The sequence below is a fragment of the Kangiella sediminilitoris genome (assembly GCF_001708405.1).
GTDB classification, from domain to species: Bacteria; Pseudomonadota; Gammaproteobacteria; order Enterobacterales; family Kangiellaceae; genus Kangiella; species Kangiella sediminilitoris.
The window spans coordinates 2,344,198-2,362,549 of the sequence record NZ_CP012418.1; the positions used below are offsets into that span (position 1 = coordinate 2,344,198).

Genomic DNA, 18,352 nt, shown 5'->3' on the forward strand with positions numbered 1-18,352 from the left:
TAGGAATGCCATTTCCGGATCTACCGAATGGGCACGCGCTTTTTGTGCTGTTGCTGACGGTCTTTGCCTTATACTTGTTCCGCCGCGATGACATACCGCTAGAGACTTCTTGCGTTATCGTGCTGCTGGTTCTTACCATGGGCTTTACCTTTGCACCATTCCATAACTTTAACGGCTACCTTGAACCGATGGAGTTTTTCAGCGGTTTCGGGCATGAAGCACTGGTCGCCGTATGTGCACTTATGGTTGCTGGGCAAGGCCTGGTACGAACAGGTGCACTCGAACCCATTGGGCGATTTCTGGCTAGAATCTGGAAAATAGCGCCCTTATTTTCTCTCTTGATCACTTTAATCATTGCCGGCGTTTTAAGCGCATTTGTCAACAATACGCCGATTGTTGTCTTACTTTTACCTATTTTGATCAGTGTTGCCGTGCGCTCTAACCGCAACCCTTCTGGTCTTTTGCTACCGATGGGCTTTGCTACTATTGTCGGCGGCATGGCCACAACAATTGGTACTTCGACTAACTTACTGGTGGTTTCGGTCGCAGCCGACCTTGGACTTGAACGTTTCGGCATGTTCGACTTTATGTTGCCTGCGGCCATGGCGGGCGCAATAGCAGTTCTTTATTTATGGCTGGTGGCACCAAAAATAACGCCAGAACGTCAGGCCATCATGAAAAATACCTCACCACGTATTTTCACAGCTCAACTACACATCAACGAAAACTCATTTGCTGATGGTAAGACGCTGGCAGACGTTATCGGCAAAACTGATGGCATGATGAAAGTGACCCGAATTCACCGCGGCTCGGAAGCAACCATTATGCCGATGCCCGATGCCATCGTTCGCGCAGGAGACAAACTCCGTGTCACTGACACTCCGAATCGATTAAAAGAATATGAACAGGTTCTTGGTGCACGTCTTTATAAGGCGGGCCAGGAAGTTAGTGACGACCATCCTCTGACCGCTGAAAATCAACAGCTGTCTGAACTGGTGGTAACGCCGGGGTCCCCTCTCGCTGGTCGCTCGTTAAAAGACGTTAGCTTCATGAATCAGTACGGACTGGTTGCTATTGCACTTCATCGCAATGATCGAGTGGTTGATATGCATAACAAAGGTCTGGGCAAAGTGACCCTGCACGTTGGTGACGTCGTATTGGTTCAGGGCGGACAAAAAGAAATTTCAGAATTCAAAAAGCGAGGCGATATTCTAGTGCTTGACGCTACTACCGATTTGCCCCGCTCCCATCGTGCTCCCAGAGCCCTCATTATTATGGGGTTGGTTATTTTCTTTGCCGCAGTAGGACTGTTACCCATTTCTGTCAGTGCCCTCGCCGGTGCGCTCTTAATGATACTGACCCACTGCATTACCTGGCGCGATGCCATGAACGCTTTAAGCGCACCTGTCGTTTTAATTGTCGCAGCCAGTTTGGCGCTCGGTATCGGTATGACCGAAACCGGAGCCGCAGAATATCTGGCGCAGGCCTTCGTATCGGTGCTTCATGGAGCTCCACCCGCAGTACTGCTTAGTGGCCTGATGCTGCTGCTAGCGATACTAACCAACGTTGTCTCCAATAACGCTGCGGCGGTAATCGGAACGCCGATTGCAGTCAGTGTTGCTACCCAGCTTAACTTACCCCCCGAACCATTCGTTATCGCGGTTCTGTTCGGTGCTAACATGAGTTTTGCTACACCAATGGCTTATAAGACTAACTTGCTGGTGATGAATGCTGGTGGCTACAAGTTCTCCGACTTCGTTAAAGTCGGTGTACCGCTGGTGGTATTGATGTGGATTTCATTGTCGATTATCCTGCCTATCCTCTACGACTTCTAAGCCCGAGTAACAGCCATGTGGCAACCCAAAGACTTTCAGCACAAGGTCATCGAATATTATCGCAAGCATGGGCGAAAACACCTGCCGTGGCAAGGGACCAAAGACGCCTACCGTATCTGGCTATCAGAAATTATGCTGCAGCAGACACAGGTCTCCACTGTTATTCCTTATTACGAAAACTTCCTTCAACGCTTTCCGACCATCGTTGATCTTGCCAAAGCCAGTGAAGATGAAGTCATGCACCTGTGGAGCGGTCTTGGCTATTATAGTCGTGCCCGTAACCTGCATAAAGCCGCTAAAAAAGTTGCCGATGAATTTAATGGGGACTTCCCTAAAACACAAGAAGAGATTGAAGCACTTCCAGGCGTCGGTCGCTCAACCGCTGGCGCAGTCGCCGCGTTCGCTTTCGATCAGTCCACGGCTATACTGGATGGCAACGTCAAGCGTGTACTTGCTCGCTGCTATGGCATTGAGGGCTGGGCCGGTAAAGCATCCGTATTAAACTCCCTATGGCAGCGCGCTGAAGCCAACACGCCAGACACTCATACGGCACAATACAATCAGGCGATGATGGATCTGGGCGCGGTAGTTTGTACTCGCACCAAGCCCAAGTGCGATACCTGTCCTCTATCAGACAAGTGCTACGCCCTTAAACACGATATGATTTCAGCACTGCCTGGCAAAAAGCCCAAAAAGGCACGCCCCAAACGTGCGGTGTACTGGCTGGTTTGTTTACAAAACGACCAGGTTGTTTTGCACAAACGCCCCCCATCAGGTATCTGGGGAGGGCTCTGGTGCTTCCCAGAAATTGAGCAATCACAGAGCGAACCTGAGCATCAGCAAAAACTAGACTCTTTTCTTCATAAATTTAGTCACTATGACCTCGAAGTTCAGCCGTTACTAGTGAAAAATATCGCTGACACGGGTATCATGGAGCCCAATCAAATAGACACCTTTGCACTCAATGAGATTGCTGAAATTGGCTTACCGACACCAGTCAGCAAATTACTGCAAACATTAGCGGAGAATTAAATGTCACGTACTGTTTTTTGTAAGAAACTACAGAAAGACGCGGAAGGGATCGGCTTTAAACCATTCCCAGGCGAACTCGGCGAACGTATTTACGACAATATTTCACAAGAAGCCTGGCAGATGTGGCTGGAGCATCAAACCATGCTGATTAACGAAAAACGCCTGAGTCTGGTAGATCAGGATACGCAGAAATATCTTGCCGAACAGATGGAAAAATTCCTTTTTGGTGGCGACTACGACGAAGCCGAAGGCTACGTACCTGAAGATAAGAAATAATTTAAATTTGGGCTTGACTTAAAACCGAAGAATCGGTTTAATACGCGTCCGTTGGCCTGGTAGCTCAGTTGGTAGAGCGGAGGATTGAAAATCCTTGTGTCGGCAGTTCAATTCTGCCCCGGGCCACCATCATTCTAAAAGCCTGACTAGAAATAGTCGGGCTTTTTTCGTTTTAGGCTCAATTTTTTCTTTTCTTCTGATTAACTTTTGACCTTAACCAAATTTCAAAAAGCCTTGTCTTTTTCTTGCTCTGTACACTTTGTAATCTATTACTAATCGCGCTACATTAGTACTGAGCTTTTCGAGCCATTCAGGACTCAGCTTAATAGAGGGATTTTCTATGAAGCAGGTTATCGGTTTTTGCCTTTTTTTAGCGCTGTTACTATCAGCGTCACCCGCTCTTTGTGCCGAAGAATCCACCCCGAAAGAATCTAAGAAGGCCATGCTGTTGGTGCTGGACGGTTCAGTGAATCCGGGGACTGCACATTATCTAGTTTCTAATATTCAGTCAGCGCCCGAGCAGGGATACGATTTAATTATCATCCAGATGAATACCCCTGGCGGACTTGATCTGGCCATGCGCGATATCATCCGTGAAATTATCAACTCGCCTATCCCAGTAGCCAGTTACGTTTATCCTCCGGGTTCCCGGGCTGCCAGTGCAGGTACTTATATCCTTTACGCCAGCCATATTTCAGCCATGGCACCAGCGACTAATTTGGGTGCAGCCACTCCAGTTTCTATTGGCGGTATGCCGAGCCCTTCCGAGCCTGACAAAACTCAGGAGAAAAAAGAAGGCGAAGAAGAGCAAAAGCCTGCTGCAACTTCTGGCAATAAGTCTGCTATGGAAAAGAAAGTCATTAACGATGCCGAGGCTTATCTACGTGGGCTGGCGGCCTACCATAATCGCAATATTGATTGGGTAAAAAATGCTGTCCGAGAAGGAGAGAGTCTGACCTCGGAAGAAGCGCTCGATATTGGTGTTATCGATCTAATCGCCAACGATCCCCAGCAGCTTTTAACCGCCATCAATAATAAAACAGTGCGTCTACCTTCCGGCAAAACGAATCTGGTCACCGATAACATGGTCATCACCAATGTTGAGCCTGACTGGAAGACCGAGCTGTTGAGTATTATCAGCGATCCCAATATTGCCTATATTCTATTACTACTCGGTATCTACGGTCTTATTTTCGAGGGTTATAACCCAGGTGGATTAGTTCCCGGTGTCATTGGTGCTATCTGCTTATTACTCGCTATGTATGCCTTACAGATTCTTCCGGTGAACTATGTTGCCGCTGGTTTATTGTTGCTTGGCATCGCCTTACTGGTAGTCGAGGCTTTTGCGCCAAGTTTCGGCATACTGGGGATAGGTGGCATCATATCGTTCCTTATCGGCTCCTTCCTGCTATTCAACGAACCTGAAACAGGCATCGCCATTGCAGTGCCTATTTTAGTTACTGTTACCGTCATTAGTGTCGCTCTCCTCAGTTTTGTTCTTAGCCTCGCCTTAAGAGCAAGATCGAGACCCATTGTTAGCGGACGAGAAGAGCTGCTACAGGAGATTGGCGAGGTGACTCAGGATTTTGAAGGTGAAGGCTGGGTTCGGCTTCATGGAGAAATATGGAAAAGCCATAGCAAAACGCCCCTGAAAACAGGGCAGCATGTCAAAGTTATCGCTGTCGATGATCTCGAGCTTACGGTCGAGCCGGTATCGACGGATTCAATTCAACAATCAGAATAGAAGGACTTAGTATGAATATTTTCTATCCCATAATTCTGGCAGTGGTGGTACTACTGCTGGCCAGTATGTTTAAGATTCTTCGGGAATATGAACGCGGTGTTATTTTTATGCTGGGCCGCTTCTGGAAAGTGAAAGGCCCCGGCCTGATCGTTTTGATCCCGTTTGTCCAACAAATTGTCCGTGTCGATTTACGTACCGTAGTTATGGACGTTCCTACTCAGGATGTTATTTCTCGCGATAACGTTTCTGTCGAAGTGAACGCCGTCGTATATTTCCGCGTCATTGATCCACAAAAAGCGATCATCAATGTTGAGCATTATTTTGATGCTACCAGTCAGCTGGCACAAACCACACTTCGCTCGGTACTGGGTCAGCACGAGCTGGATGAAATGCTGGCTTCACGCGAGCAGCTTAATGCCGACATTCAAGAAATTTTAGATGCACAGACCGATGCCTGGGGAATCAAAGTTGCCAATGTCGAAATTAAACACGTTGATCTGAACGAGAGCATGATCCGGGCAATCGCACAGCAGGCGGAAGCAGAACGTGCACGTCGCGCCAAAGTAATTCATGCTAAAGGTGAAATGGAAGCGTCTGAAAAACTTCTTCAAGCGGCCAAAGTGTTATCCGAGCAGGAAGAAGCCATTCAGCTTCGTTACCTGCAAACACTGTCTAGCCTGGCTGGAGAACATAATAGTACGATTGTCTTCCCGTTACCCATCGACTTCCTTAAAAACTTTATGAAAAAGTAGTGTGGGAAAGTTTTGAGAAAAGTCTGGCTCAAAAGCCAGACTTTTTTTAGGACAGTCGATTACCAAACTTTCCTGCCTTGAAGTCATTGAACGCCTGAATGATCTCTTCCTCACTGTTCATGACGAATGGTCCTGCACCCACAATCGGCTCATTTAAGGGCTCGCCGCTGAGAATTAACAAGGTGCTATCTTCTTTTGCCTTGATACTGATATCAGTTCCAGAATTATCGAATACAACCGTATCTTCCAGCGAAGCCTGGTGACCATTAATATCAATAGCACCTTTCAGCACCACCACTATCGCATTCCAACCTTCTGGAATACTCAGGGACTGCTCAGCATTTTCCTGCATGACCAGATCCCAGACATTCACTGGTGAAAAGGTTTTTGCCGGTCCTTTAGCTGACTGATACTCTCCAGCTATGACACGTAGCAAACCACCTTCCAGCTCAATATTTGGAATATCATCGGCCTTGATCGCCTGATAGCCTGGCTTAGTCATTTTATGCTTCTTAGGAAGATTAACCCATAGCTGCGCCATTTCCATCATACCGCCACGCTCAGTAAACTCTTTTGAGTGGAACTCATCATGAAGTATGCCGCCTCCAGCGGTCATCCACTGCACATCTCCAGGATAAATGGTCCCGCCTTTTCCAGTTGAGTCTCTGTGCGATACTTCGCCCTGGTACACAATGGTGACTGTTTCAAATCCTCTATGTGGGTGTTCTCCCACCCCTCTTGGCGTATCACTGGCATCAAAGTTCGCTGGCCCCGCATGATCGAGAAGCAGAAACGGGCTGATCTGCTGCCCCTTATTGTTATAGGCAAACAGTGAACGAACTGGAAAACCATCACCAACCCAGTGCCCGGCAGGTGCACGATAAATGCCGGCAATTGACTTAATACTCATGGTGTAAACTCCCGCTTTTGGGCTGTTTCATTGATACCTTTGATTATATTGGCATGACAATCATTCAACCAGAGGCTAAAATGACACAAACCGTTCTATTTATAGGACAATCATGCAGGATCTCAATGATCTGTATTATTTTGCCCTGGTCGTCGACCATGAAGGGTTTGCCGCTGCCGAACGAGCTACCGGTATTCCTAAATCCAAGCTAAGCCGTCGTGTAGCTGATCTTGAGGAAAGGCTGGGGGTTCGATTACTTCATCGTACTACCCGCCATATTTCTGTTACCGATATTGGCAATCTTTACTACCAGCATTGTCAGGCTATCCTGATAGAAGCGCAGGCAGCAGAAGATGCCATTGAGCAAACCCGAAGTGAACCCTGTGGTTTAATACGCGTAAGCTGCCCTATCGCCTTATTACAAATCAGCATCAGTCAAATTGTTGCTCGCTTTATGCAACAGAACCCAAATGTGGAAATAGAACTGCATGCAACCAATCGTGCCATCGATCTCGTGGAAGAAGGAATTGATGTCGCAATTCGGGTCAGGCCGCCGCCTCTGGCAGACAGTGACTTAGTTCTAAAAGTTTTAGGGCAAAGGACCCAGTGTCTTGTCGCAAGCCCGGACTTACTGTCCAGATATGAGACAATAAACACGCCAGCCGATCTTACAGCTATACCAAGCCTTGGGCTGGGAGCCCAACAACACCACCATCAGTGGCATCTTTTTCATCACAGTGGCGAAGAAACTATCATTAGTCATAACCCCCGCCTGCGATGCGGTGACATGGTTGCGCTACGTGAAGCAGCTGTTGGTGCTGTGGGTATCGTACAGCTGCCAACCCTGATGATTGAACAACAGCTTAGAGATCAATCGCTGGTACAGGTTTTACCAAATTGGACACCACGCCCGGAAATTGCTCATGCCGTATTTCCCTCTCGCCGAGGGCTTATGCCTTCCATTCGACAGTTTCTAGACTATCTGGGCAATGAATTTCGTGAACTGGAGCAGGATTAAAAACAAATGGACAAAGACAAATGAGAATCGTTTGCATTTAAATTATTTTCAATGTATGATTCTTTCCATGCTTCGGTAATCGTTTAATTAGATAAGTTGGTGAACGGTTACTTACTAGTATAAGCCTTAACAGGTTGACAAAGAATTCCAATAATAATAATTGCTATCATAGGTCTCTTCACGCTATACCGCCCTGGTGGGCGGTTTTTTTATTCTGAAAGACCGACTATCATCAGCCAATATGGAATCGCTCTTTGCGAGACATGGCAAAAGCTTTTTTCTGATCATAGTAAGCGGCTTCGTTGACAAAGCTGATGTAACAGTCCTCACCTTCATAAGCCACATCGTCACCATTCAACATTTTAAAAATCAGCTCACCATTTCGTAACAGTGTAAAATCTCGATCCTGAATATTTTTATGCACCATTCCAGCTATTTCGCCCGATTCATCTACTGGCAAAAAAGTAAAATCGAAGTATCGGAAAATATCGATTGATTCTGAGGGTTGGGGCAATTCGTGGCGATTATATTGCTCAATAAAATCCAAAATTAAGCGGACAGCCATATCAGTTTGATCAAACACGTCCTGACGCAGCTGCCCCTGTGGTACTGCCCCTACTTCTACCAAAACATGGCGCGGCGCTACTGTCATTAAAAAATGGTGATCCTTCATATCCTCAAGCGTAATATTAACGTTATCCATCCGCTGCTGGACATAATCAACCAACATCAGATGAAACGTATCGGTCTGGGTCAGCACCAGGTTGACTCCCATCGGTGCGGTAGAGGTATGCAAATCTATGATCATATCAGTTCTACTGTTGCCCTTAGGCCCCAGAGCCTGATTTATCTCTTTCGCTCGACGGTTCTCATAACCATCAAGTTCTTCATCATTTAAATCAGCCAGTCTGAAGCTACGGTTCAGATCATTATCAATATATCGACGATTTGCTTCGAACGCTCTCAGGTTAGCATCGTATAAGTCGAGGTCGAAATTGTACTCACCGACACCACCCTGAATCTTGCGATATTTATCTAATAAATAGATACCAGTAAATTCGTTACCATGGGTGCCACCGACTAATGTCACATGGCCAACTTTATCTTTCCTCATACCTAAGATCTCCATTTATTTACGCGAGTGGCTTTGTCGCCATAGCCAAGGATCCTGTATCTCTGACTCGGGCAACGACCACAGACCTCGCTTTTGCTCCCGGGCTTCTTCCTGAAGTTTCTTTAGTCCTCGGTTCTTACTGAAGCGCCAGACCCAGGCGGCTCCTGTTTCTACCATTCTAGCATTAATATTGATGCCATTAACCTCGATTACAGCCAATCGTCTGCCATATTTATCAAACTTTGCTCCCAGCAGGGTCAGGGATTTTTTATCCAGTAAATCGTGCAGCTGTTGCTTAGAATTTTCAGCATAAGGCTGGTATCGCTCCGGTGCATCTATATCCAATAAACGGACCGTAAATTTATTCCCTATTTCACAGCACAAAACCACACTGTCGCCGTCCTGTACATAAACAAGATAATAACTATCCGTCTCTTTACTAGACGAGTCACAAGCTATTAATGCGATTAAAACGATCGCGAATTGTAGCCCTCTTAAAATAACTTTATTCATTATCTTCTGGCCCTACCGTTGTTTCTGTTTTAATTGCTGGTTTGGGCAAGGTCGCAATAGACGATACCAGTAGACCTGTAATCAGTGAGACACCAACAATCATCATATTAAAGGCCGTTTCCAGACCACCAATAATGTTATGTTCGAGTAACTCAGTAAGACTTTTAAAGCCAACACTTCCCGGAACCAGAATAATAAATCCAGGCATCATAATCGCTGCCGTTGGAACCTGCTTTATACGATAAGCCAGATTCGAAAACACACCAACCGTTAAGGCACCAAAGAAAGCACCTGTGGCAACACCCATATAGCTTCCTGCCCACCGTGAGATAAAAAATGATAAGCAGATGGTCACCACTATCCAGGGCAAATGCTTACTGCGACTCTGGAACAGCATCATCAACGCCCAGGAACTGATTGTGATTGCAAGCCAGACCGTCCACTCCGGCAACTGATGATCAATGCTTGTGGTAATACTGGCCTGCCCAAAAATTAATGATGCTACCTGGGTTCCGATTGCCACACCTAAAGTCATCTGAATAAAGATAACTCCAGCTCCCAATAGACGCGCCGTTCCAGATACCAGGTTCTGAGTTGCAAGCTCGGCCATGGCAATGGTTAGCATCATTCCGGGTATCAACACCATGATGCCGGAAACCACCGGGATATAAGTTGAGCTCAACCCAAGCCAATAATTAAAACCAAATGAAATTACCGTCGCTATAAAAGCCGACAGGGCGGGCATCAGATTAGAAACGGTTTCTGAACGGAGGCCACCGATATTGACGAAGGTCCCCACCACCAGGCCGGTTACCGAAGCCGTAATAATTTCTTCTACACCGCCACCAAAAATTCTGGAGATGCATATCGAAACAATCATAAAGCAGAAAATCATCCAGAATTTATTATGCAACGGTGCTGAATTAGCAATCTCTGTTAACTCTTTGGCACCTTCCTCAGTAGACATCTCACCGTTAATAACGGCATGCGCCACATCAGTAGTTCGGCTCAATTTATCAACATTTACTTCACCCGCATTCGAACGAATTACGTAGGTTCTCGGTTTATCTTCGTCCTGTATAAAGGTCATGGTGATGCTGGTAGGCACAGCTGTGGTTTGAAGACCATAGCCTAGCTGATCGGCGACATTAGTCATCAATCGCTCCAGTTCATAGCTGGGAACCCCATAAGTATGTAACGCTTTTACCAATCGAAGCATGAATCCCACAGGCTCATGACGATCGGGATAATGAGGGACGTTATCAAGACGTCTCTCAGCAATGGAGACTGGCAATTCTTCAGCCATAGCAGGTATTCCTTGGACTTTAGCAGTATTGGGCTTGTGATATCTCGTTACAAATATCCCCTGGGATCTGTTTGCATATTACTTTCTTATGGAATAGCATTGCAAACTTGAAGTGAAAACTTCGAACTTGAATCCATTGCGTGGACCCGATATGAATAAGTTATTACGACAAGCTATTATTCTTAGCGCCCTGTTAAGTATGGCGTTGCTTGGCGTGGCGCACGCAAATTCACCGATTCATGAGCAGGCGAAAGACTTCCAGGAATGTACCTTCTGTTTACATCATGCTGGAACACAGCTTCATACAACGCCAGATCAGATCCATGTTCCACAACCTGTAGAAGTCAACGTTCAATCTGAACTCGTTTCTGACAGCGAGGTGTTTGTTCGTCCTATTCGCCCATTCAACGGCCGCGCCCCACCTCAATTCGTATAACTCTCTAAAACTATTTAGATTTCTCCTGCTCTAAAGTTAGAGCCTGGGGAAAGTATCCGTGTATTTTACGATTGAGGAATCATGACAATGAAACCGACTAAATTAAGCTTACTAGTACTCAGTGTCCTGGCTACGAATAGTGCGCTAGCCGCAGAAAAGAATCTTACAGGTATTATTACCGATGATAATGACCAGCCGATGGCCGGTATCGAAGTTAATGTACGTGCTCTAAACCTTACAGCCACCACGAACGAATCCGGTAGGTTCGTGTTTGATAACCTGGAAGAAGGACGCTACGTCCTTGATATCGAAGCGGGCCCTGACGGCCACATCAATCGCTCCATTCAGCATGATGGTAGCGAGCACAGTATCGAAATTACTCCAGATAATGCTGAAGTTATGGTCATAACGGGTAATCCACTTGAGCACTCCAGCCTCGAAATGGCTTCTCCCTCAGTAATTATCAGCGGCGAAGAACTGATTAAAAATCGCGGCGCCAATATAGGAGAAACCCTGGCACAAACCCCGGGCATCAATTTATCCAGTTTCGGTTCAGGCGCTGGTCGCCCGGTTATTCGAGGCCAACAGGGTAATCGCGTAACGGTTTTAAGCAACAACACCTCGACTCAGGATGCCTCAAACTCAAGTCCGGATCACTGGATTGCCGCAGAGCCGTTACTGGCTGATCGTGTAGAAGTATTAAAGGGTCCGGCTACATTACTTTACGGTGGAGGTGCAGTAGGCGGTGCAGTCAATGTGGTTGACCATCGCATTCCGAAGCATCTCACAGATGGCATCGAAGGTGGCTTTGAGGCCCGCATCGCTGATGCTACTACAGGTGAGCGCACAACCGTCGGCACCGTTACCACCTCGTCAGGTAATTTTGCGTTTAATCTAGACGCTTTTAAATCTAAAACTGATGATTATGAAATTCCTGGCTATGCTGAATCTTCTTATCTGCGTGAGCAGGAAGAAGCCGAGCATGCAGGAGAAACGGCGGAAGAGCATGCTGAGCATGAAGAAGAATTTGGCGGTACTTTGAACAATACCAATACCGATACTAAAGGCGGCAGCTTTGGTCTGTCTTATATCGGTGACGATGGTTATATCGGTGCCTCCTACACAGAGTATGATCGCTCCTACGGTCTACCTGGTCATGCTCACGAAGAGCCTATCCACGAGGGTGAAACGCCTGAAGAGCACGCCGAGCATGCCGAAGAAGAAAGCGTCATGATCGATGTTAAGCAAAAACGTTATGACCTCAAAGGGCAACTTGACGATCCGTTCGCAGGCTTTCAGAACCTTAAATTCAGCTATGCCAAGACCGACTATGAGCATATGGAAGTTGAAGGTGAAGCGATCAGCACTCAGTTCACTAACGACGCACAGGAGCTTAGAGTTGAAGCCGTTCATAAAGCATGGCATGGATGGCAAGGGGCTTTCGGCCTCCAGCTGAGCGACAGTGACTTTGCTGCCATCGGTGCAGAGACATTTATCCCCGGCTCTAATACTAAAAACTACGGTTTATTCTGGCTGGAAGAAGTGGATAAAGGTGACTGGCATACCGAGCTTGGTCTGCGAGTAGATAAGCAGGAAATTGATGTCGCTTCTGATGGCGCTTTTGCCGGTGCGAAACGCAACGACAATGCCTTCAGTTTTGCAGCGGGTACCGTCTGGCACATTGATGATAACTGGTCTTTACCAATTAACGCAGCATACGCACAGCGTCTACCGTCAGTTGAAGAGCTCTACTCGAATGCAGGAAAAGATGAAAGCACTTATGTACCACACTTAGCAACTCTGACAATTGAAGTGGGCAACCCAGAGCTCGATGAAGAAACTGCTAATAATTTGGATCTTGGTTTGCGTTACCATACCGATGACATTCATGCTTCGATCTCACTATTCCATAACCAGGTCTCAGACTACATTTATCTGGAACATGCTGAACATGAAGCTGATGGGCATGATGGCGTTCACGAGGATCTTCCAATCTTGGAATATACCCAGAACGACGCAACCTTTACCGGACTCGAAGCAGAAATCGACTGGACCTTTGGTTATCAGGGCGATAAGTACTGGAAAGCAGGTCTATTCGCTGATTATACCCGTGCGACCTTAGATCAGGGCGGTTACCTGCCACGCACACCGGCTAAACGTTTCGGTGGTAATTTTGGCTTTGTCGATGGCGGTTTCAGTGCAGACTTCAGCGCAATCAAGGTCACCGATCAAACTCAGCTGGCGGAAGACGAATTACCAACAGATGGCTACACGCTAATCAATATGAACTTCGGCTATAGCATCTTCTTTGATAACTCTGATCTACTGCTATTCCTGAAAGGGGAGAATATGGCGAATGAAGAAATTCGTGACCATGCATCATTCTTAAAGGATAGAACGACCCGAGCAGGAAGAACTTTGTCAGCAGGGTTCCGTCTGACATTCTAGCCTTGTTCTTCAACATTTTGCGAGCAGTTTCCATCAGGTGACTGCTCGCCTTCTCGTATTAAAAGACCGTTATAATGGGAAAAACCACGGTATCACCACCGTGGCCACAATCGCAAAAAGTAAATTTAATGGTACGCCAACCTTAAGGAAATCGTTAAATTTGTAGCCTCCAGCGACATAAATAAATGTATTCGTCTGGTAACCAATCGGCGTAGCAAAACTCGCGCTGGCAGCGAACATGACAGCCATAATAAAAGGTCTCGGATCCAGCCCAAGCTGCTGAGCCAGTGCAATCACAATTGGACCGATTAAAACGGCTACGGCGTTATTACTCACCATCTGTGTTAACAATGCTGTTACCAGATAGACCGCAAACAAGATGCCATGAGGGCCGACATCACTACTGATTGTAACAATACTGCTGACTAACCACTGTGCTGCCCCAGTCTTTTCCAGACCAAGACTGAGGCCCAGCATACCGAATATTAAAAACAAAATTCGCCAGTCAATCGCCTCAAAAGCCTCGTCGGGGTCAACGCACCGCGTCAATAACACAACAGAAGCACCGATTATAGCCAGACCGGCAATGGGCAGTACTTCCATTGCGGCCAGTACCATCACCACTAAAATGGTCATAAATGCAACCGGTGCCTTTGCTCGTCTAATAGGCCTGTCCTGCGGCTCAGTAAGATTGATGACGTTACCATCTTCAATGAGCCGCTTAATACCCTCAGGGGCTCCCTCCAGCAACAGAGTATCACCAAATTTAAGTTTTATTTTGTCGAAATTTTCATTGATACTTTCATCTTCACGATGAACAGCGATGACATAAACACCGTACTTACGAGCCAGCCCCAACTCTGCAACACGACGTCCAATCAGCCGAGACTTCAGACTGATACTGGCCTCCATAATCAGCGACTCGCTTGCGGTAACCGGCTCAACACCCTGCGGCAATGAAGCGGTAAACTCAACTTCACCATCTTCTTTCAGACTCAAGAGTTCACTTGCTCCAGTTTTCAAAATCAGACGGTCACCAGCCTTGATGCTTAACTGATGCATTCCTCTCCTGACCGAAATGTTGTGCCGAACCATATCAATCAATCGAGCACCATCCATTGCTTTGGCAAATTCCGTTACCGTCTTTCCTATATGCGTCGAGCCGGTAGGGATGAAAACTTCGGCAATAAATTTGCGTTGTGATTTTTGCTTCATCACATCAGATAACGACAACCTGTCAGGCAGCAGCCAACGCCCAACCGTCAGCATGTAAATAAACCCCACCGCCACAAAACAAAGCCCCGGCAAAGTCATTTCAAACATCCCTATCTCGGCCTGCCCATGATCGGCAGCAATACTGCTCATCAAAATATTTGAAGAAGTTCCAACCAGGGTCAAAGTGCCACCGAAAATTGAAGCAAAAGACAGGGGAATAAGAAGCTTTGAAGGCGTCATATTAACACTGGCGGCCAGCGATATAACCACAGGAGTCAACATCAAAACAATGGGAGTATTATTCATGAAAGCCGATGCCACCATGCAGAAAAACATGATGATAAAGAGTGAACGCAGGTAGGAGCCTTTGGCCTTGCGTTTTAAAATATTGCTGACCACCTGAAGCACACCAGTTCTCTCTAAGGCTGCACTGAGTATCAGCATCATGGCAATCGTTATTGGAGCACTATTGCTGAAAACGGACAGGAACTCTTCAGTACCCAGAACATCCGTCAACAATAACGCCGCGCAGGAAGTCAGCGCGACCACTTCCGGTGGATATTTTTCCCAAACAAAAGCAATAAAGACAGCCAGTACCAGGACTAGTACAAATATTGCTTCAAGGGTCATAGGTACTCCATTTACCTGTAGGATAAACTCCAATTTATCACATTTTAAAAAGGCCTAAACCCACTTTAAGGCCTGGCACCAGCCCTATACTCTATATCAGGATGCTTTTTTCGCTGTCAGCCTGGAAGCCCGTCGTCGCTTATTTTGCTGCTTGACCACGCCAATAGTGTAGGCCACCAGGCCAGCCCAGATTAAGGCAAAGGTTGCCAGCAAGTGCAGATCGAGCGGTTCCTTGAAAGCGAAAACCGCCAGGAGGAAAGTCAGACTTGGCGCTAGATATTGAATAAAGCCAATTGTATTGAGTGGCAGAATTCTCGCACCCGCTGAGAACAGAGCTAGCGGAATAGTCGTAATGACACCACCAGCGACCAGTAACCAGTTTATAGTTACCGAAGAATATAAAAACTTACCTGTTCCCGTGTCCCAAAGGTAATAGATATAGCCAGCTGTAACAGGTAATACAATAAGGGTTTCAACCAGCAGACCCTGCAAAGGACCAATGTTGACCTGTTTACGCAGTAAGCCATAAAAACCAAATGAAAAAGCTAACACCAGAGACACCCAGGGAAGGCCCTCTAAAACATATATTCTATAACCGACACCTGCTATTGCCAGCCCCAGTGCCAGCTTACTCCAGAACGTCAACTTTTCTTTAAGGAATAAAATACCGAGTGCCACACTAATCAGGGGGTTTATAAAATAACCCAAACTGGTTTCTAAGACCCTGTCGTGAGTTACCGCCCAGGTAAACACCAGCCAGTTACCCGAAATTAGGATTGAAGTAATAAACAAAATCCCCATTGTCTTTCTGTCCCTGAGGACTCCTTTGGGGAATGGGCGTTTGATCGCCCACATAATCAGCAACACCACCGGTACCGACCAGGCAACGCGATGCGCCAGAATCTCCAGTGCTGACACTTCCTGTAGTGCCTTAAAATATATCGGCGCCAAGCCCCAGATAATAAAAGCGCCCAAGGCAAAAACATAGCCTGTCTTTTGGCTTGGCTCTTCCTGACCTGAATTAGTACTCTGCTGAGTTGGTGTATTTTCAGCTTTCATGGGGTTAACCTTCTGATTTGTTTCGGAAAGAGTCTTAGCGGCTTAGCCCACCATAAAACTTCCCGTAGCGACAGCTATCTGTACGCCTTCTTCATTTCGTAGTTCAGTGCGAACCACCGCAACCCGTTTACCGGCGCGTAATAATTCTGCCCTGGCAATAAACTGCTTGCCACGGCCCGGGCGTAAAAAGTCCACCCTTAGATCGATGGTACTTAATTTTGCGATTTTCTTTTGAAGCTCTTCGAGGTGCGTGGCTGGATTACTATGTAATATACCCACCGCGGCCATAGTCCCTCCAACCATATCCATAGCCGAGGAAATGACTCCTCCATGCAATATACCCTGGATATAGTTACCCACCAGCTCTGGTTTCATATCGAAAGTGATGACACACTCTTCTTCGCTAACTGTTTGATATGTAAGACCAATATGCCGATTAAAAGGAATATTATTGACTAAGGCTTCGCCCAGCATGTGCAGGGCTTCTTGAGGTAAAGAACTCATAGGATTTCAGCACCGAGTATTTGTGCTTATTGTGCCTGAAACATTCCTAAAAAAGTATGCCTAAATCGGAATAATCCATATAACGACAGCTTATTTTGTCTTGCCTATTTGATCACGGCCTGTTTACGGTTATAATTTGCCCACTGAATTTTCCACCTTCGGGTGCTGAGATATCGCTTAAGCCGCTAAGCGATTACTCTAACTGTCTATTTTGATGAGAGAGACCATGACTAAATTAAAATTAATGTTCGTTTTAGCTGTGAGCTTCACAGCAGCAGTATTTGCCGGAGCAGCGGCAGCGAAACACTTAAGCGACAAAAATGTTAAAGATCGCTTGGAACCGGTGCACAAGGTGTATGTTGAGGGTGATGATGTACCACAGGTATCAAACGCCGCTCCGACTACAGCAGCTACATCTGGTCCTCGCGCACCAGAAGATATCTACAATACATACTGCTCTGCGTGTCACGTCGCGGGCGTAGCTGGCGCTCCTAAGCTAGGTGATGTTGCCGCTTGGGATTCACGTCTTGCTAACGGCATCGAGACTGTTTACTCAAACGCTATTAACGGCATTAACGCAATGCCGCCAAAAGGTACTTGTTCAGACTGTTCAGACGACGAAATCAAAGCCGTTGTTGATTACATGGTTGAGCAAAGTAAGTAAGCATTATTTCAAGAGCCGATCCTAGTGATCGGCTTTTTTGTGCCTGTCATATTTCCAATGGAACTGATCAAGCCGACTCCCGAACACATCCGCACCATCATGGAGTGGGTGAAGCCTCCCAAGATTTTTAATATCTGGGCTGGCCCGGGTTTTCGTTACCCTTACGATCAGAAAAGCTTTACTGAAGATCTTCAACTGGATAAATTACACAGCCGGGTTCTGATTGATGGCAGTAAACTTGTTGCTTTTGGCCAAGTTTATGATCGACTTGGTCATACCCACCTCGGACGATTAGTCGTCAACCCTGACAACCAGGGGCAAGGTATTGGAAAAGAACTAATCCAACAGCTGATGGCACTGGGTGATCAGTGTCTTGATACGTCAGGCTATTCACTATTCGTGCTGGCTGAAAATCAACGAGCAAAACACCTCTATGAAAAGCTCGGTTTCGTAATCAAGGAATATCCTGAAATGATCCCGATGGCTAACTGTTACTACATGGTTAAAGACAATGCGCAATCTTTATAAACTGATTACTTCTCTGTTAATTCCTGTAACCCTTATTGCCTGCACTCCGGAGCCACAGAAACGAGACGGTGAAAGCATTTATTATCGCTCATGTTTTAGTTGCCATGAACGTGGTCATGGTGGCGCACCGATTACAGGCAATATGGAACAATGGCAACCAAGACTGGATAAAGGTGAGGATGTATTGCTCGACAGTATGGTAAACGGCTACAAAGGAATGCCACCTAAAGGCGGCTGCTTTGACTGTAGTGAAAAAGAGTTACAGATGGCATTAGAGTTTATGATAAAGCCGGACGATTTAAAGCAGAAGTGAACAAAAAAAAGGGCAAAAATTTAAAACAACCTTTGCCCTTTGATCTAACCTAAGC

Annotated in this window: 18 protein-coding genes and 1 tRNA gene; 12 read left to right on the forward strand and 7 right to left on the reverse strand. The window is 46.4% G+C overall.

Annotation, left to right across the window (positions count from 1 at the left end; genetic code table 11):
* Positions 1-5 precede the first annotated feature (5 nt).
* From KS2013_RS11035 to KS2013_RS11060, 6 genes are all read left to right on the forward strand, one after another.
* Positions 6-1,835 (forward strand): SLC13 family permease, encoded by a 1,830-nt coding sequence (locus KS2013_RS11035; RefSeq protein WP_068993826.1) that lies wholly within the window; start codon positions 6-8, stop codon positions 1,833-1,835.
* Between the two features lie 15 nt (positions 1,836-1,850).
* On the forward strand, positions 1,851-2,867 hold the full coding sequence (gene mutY / locus KS2013_RS11040; RefSeq protein ID WP_068993828.1) for an A/G-specific adenine glycosylase: 1,017 nt from the start codon (positions 1,851-1,853) through the stop codon (positions 2,865-2,867).
* A complete protein-coding gene (locus KS2013_RS11045; RefSeq protein ID WP_068993831.1) occupies positions 2,868-3,143 on the forward strand; it encodes an oxidative damage protection protein in 276 nt (91 codons plus the stop codon). It begins immediately after the preceding gene.
* A 53-nt stretch (positions 3,144-3,196) separates the two neighbouring features.
* Positions 3,197-3,272, forward strand: a tRNA-Phe gene (locus tag KS2013_RS11050).
* 211 nt (positions 3,273-3,483) lie between these two features.
* Positions 3,484-4,887 carry an NfeD family protein gene (locus KS2013_RS11055; RefSeq protein WP_068993834.1) on the forward strand — a complete coding sequence of 468 codons (1,404 nt, stop codon included), beginning with the start codon at positions 3,484-3,486 and terminating at the stop codon, positions 4,885-4,887.
* A gap of 11 nt (positions 4,888-4,898) precedes the next feature.
* On the forward strand, positions 4,899-5,639 hold the full coding sequence (locus KS2013_RS11060; RefSeq protein WP_068993837.1) for a slipin family protein: 741 nt from the start codon (positions 4,899-4,901) through the stop codon (positions 5,637-5,639).
* Between the two features lie 46 nt (positions 5,640-5,685).
* Here the strand turns inward: KS2013_RS11060 and KS2013_RS11065 are convergent, their stop codons facing one another.
* Entirely contained in the window at positions 5,686-6,543 is an 858-nt protein-coding gene (locus KS2013_RS11065) for a pirin family protein (RefSeq protein ID WP_068994556.1), read from the reverse strand.
* Between the two features lie 118 nt (positions 6,544-6,661).
* Here KS2013_RS11065 and KS2013_RS11070 point away from each other — a divergent pair, with 118 nt between their 5' ends.
* On the forward strand, positions 6,662-7,567 hold the full coding sequence (locus tag KS2013_RS11070; RefSeq protein WP_068993841.1) for a LysR substrate-binding domain-containing protein: 906 nt from the start codon (positions 6,662-6,664) through the stop codon (positions 7,565-7,567).
* Between the two features lie 232 nt (positions 7,568-7,799).
* Here the strand turns inward: KS2013_RS11070 and KS2013_RS11075 are convergent, their stop codons facing one another.
* Genes KS2013_RS11075 through KS2013_RS11085 form a run of 3 tightly spaced genes read right to left on the reverse strand, consistent with a single transcriptional unit; the run spans position 7,800 to position 10,500 of the window.
* Positions 7,800-8,681: an aspartoacylase gene (locus tag KS2013_RS11075; RefSeq protein ID WP_068994558.1), complete on the reverse strand. Its 882-nt coding sequence runs from the start codon at positions 8,679-8,681 to the stop codon at positions 7,800-7,802.
* 15 nt (positions 8,682-8,696) lie between these two features.
* The gene (locus tag KS2013_RS11080) at positions 8,697-9,194 is read right to left on the reverse strand and encodes a thermonuclease family protein (RefSeq protein ID WP_228703677.1); all 498 of its coding nucleotides are present in this window, start codon (positions 9,192-9,194) and stop codon (positions 8,697-8,699) included.
* Entirely contained in the window at positions 9,187-10,500 is a 1,314-nt protein-coding gene (locus KS2013_RS11085; RefSeq protein WP_068993844.1) for a threonine/serine exporter family protein, read from the reverse strand. The genes KS2013_RS11080 and KS2013_RS11085 overlap by 8 nt, the downstream gene beginning before the upstream one ends.
* A 112-nt stretch (positions 10,501-10,612) precedes the next feature.
* Here KS2013_RS11085 and KS2013_RS11090 point away from each other — a divergent pair, with 112 nt between their 5' ends.
* Together KS2013_RS11090 and KS2013_RS11095 are read left to right on the forward strand one after the other, a co-directional pair.
* Entirely contained in the window at positions 10,613-10,936 is a 324-nt protein-coding gene (locus tag KS2013_RS11090; RefSeq protein ID WP_156768996.1) for a hypothetical protein, read from the forward strand.
* Positions 10,937-11,023: 87 nt separating this feature from the next.
* Entirely contained in the window at positions 11,024-13,384 is a 2,361-nt protein-coding gene (locus tag KS2013_RS11095) for a TonB-dependent receptor (RefSeq protein ID WP_068993849.1), read from the forward strand.
* A gap of 69 nt (positions 13,385-13,453) precedes the next feature.
* Here the strand turns inward: KS2013_RS11095 and KS2013_RS11100 are convergent, their stop codons facing one another.
* The 3 genes from KS2013_RS11100 to KS2013_RS11110 form a co-directional block, all read right to left on the reverse strand.
* Positions 13,454-15,229: an SLC13 family permease gene (locus KS2013_RS11100; protein ID WP_068993852.1), complete on the reverse strand. Its 1,776-nt coding sequence runs from the start codon at positions 15,227-15,229 to the stop codon at positions 13,454-13,456.
* A 96-nt stretch (positions 15,230-15,325) separates the two neighbouring features.
* A complete protein-coding gene (rarD, locus tag KS2013_RS11105; RefSeq protein ID WP_071890183.1) occupies positions 15,326-16,288 on the reverse strand; it encodes an EamA family transporter RarD in 963 nt (320 codons plus the stop codon).
* A 42-nt stretch (positions 16,289-16,330) separates the two neighbouring features.
* Positions 16,331-16,792, reverse strand: a complete 462-nt coding sequence (locus KS2013_RS11110; protein ID WP_068993855.1) for a thioesterase family protein — start codon at positions 16,790-16,792, stop codon at positions 16,331-16,333.
* Positions 16,793-17,018: 226 nt separating this feature from the next.
* Here KS2013_RS11110 and KS2013_RS11115 point away from each other — a divergent pair, with 226 nt between their 5' ends.
* The 3 genes from KS2013_RS11115 to KS2013_RS11125 are packed head-to-tail and all read left to right on the forward strand — an operon-like array spanning position 17,019 to position 18,297.
* Positions 17,019-17,456 carry a c-type cytochrome gene (locus KS2013_RS11115; protein ID WP_068994563.1) on the forward strand — a complete coding sequence of 146 codons (438 nt, stop codon included), beginning with the start codon at positions 17,019-17,021 and terminating at the stop codon, positions 17,454-17,456.
* A gap of 39 nt (positions 17,457-17,495) precedes the next feature.
* Positions 17,496-17,984 carry a GNAT family N-acetyltransferase gene (locus tag KS2013_RS11120; RefSeq protein WP_211267767.1) on the forward strand — a complete coding sequence of 163 codons (489 nt, stop codon included), beginning with the start codon at positions 17,496-17,498 and terminating at the stop codon, positions 17,982-17,984.
* Positions 17,968-18,297 carry a c-type cytochrome gene (locus KS2013_RS11125; RefSeq protein ID WP_068993858.1) on the forward strand — a complete coding sequence of 110 codons (330 nt, stop codon included), beginning with the start codon at positions 17,968-17,970 and terminating at the stop codon, positions 18,295-18,297. Before KS2013_RS11120 ends, KS2013_RS11125 begins: the two co-directional genes overlap by 17 nt.
* The last annotated feature ends 55 nt before the right edge of the window (positions 18,298-18,352 follow it).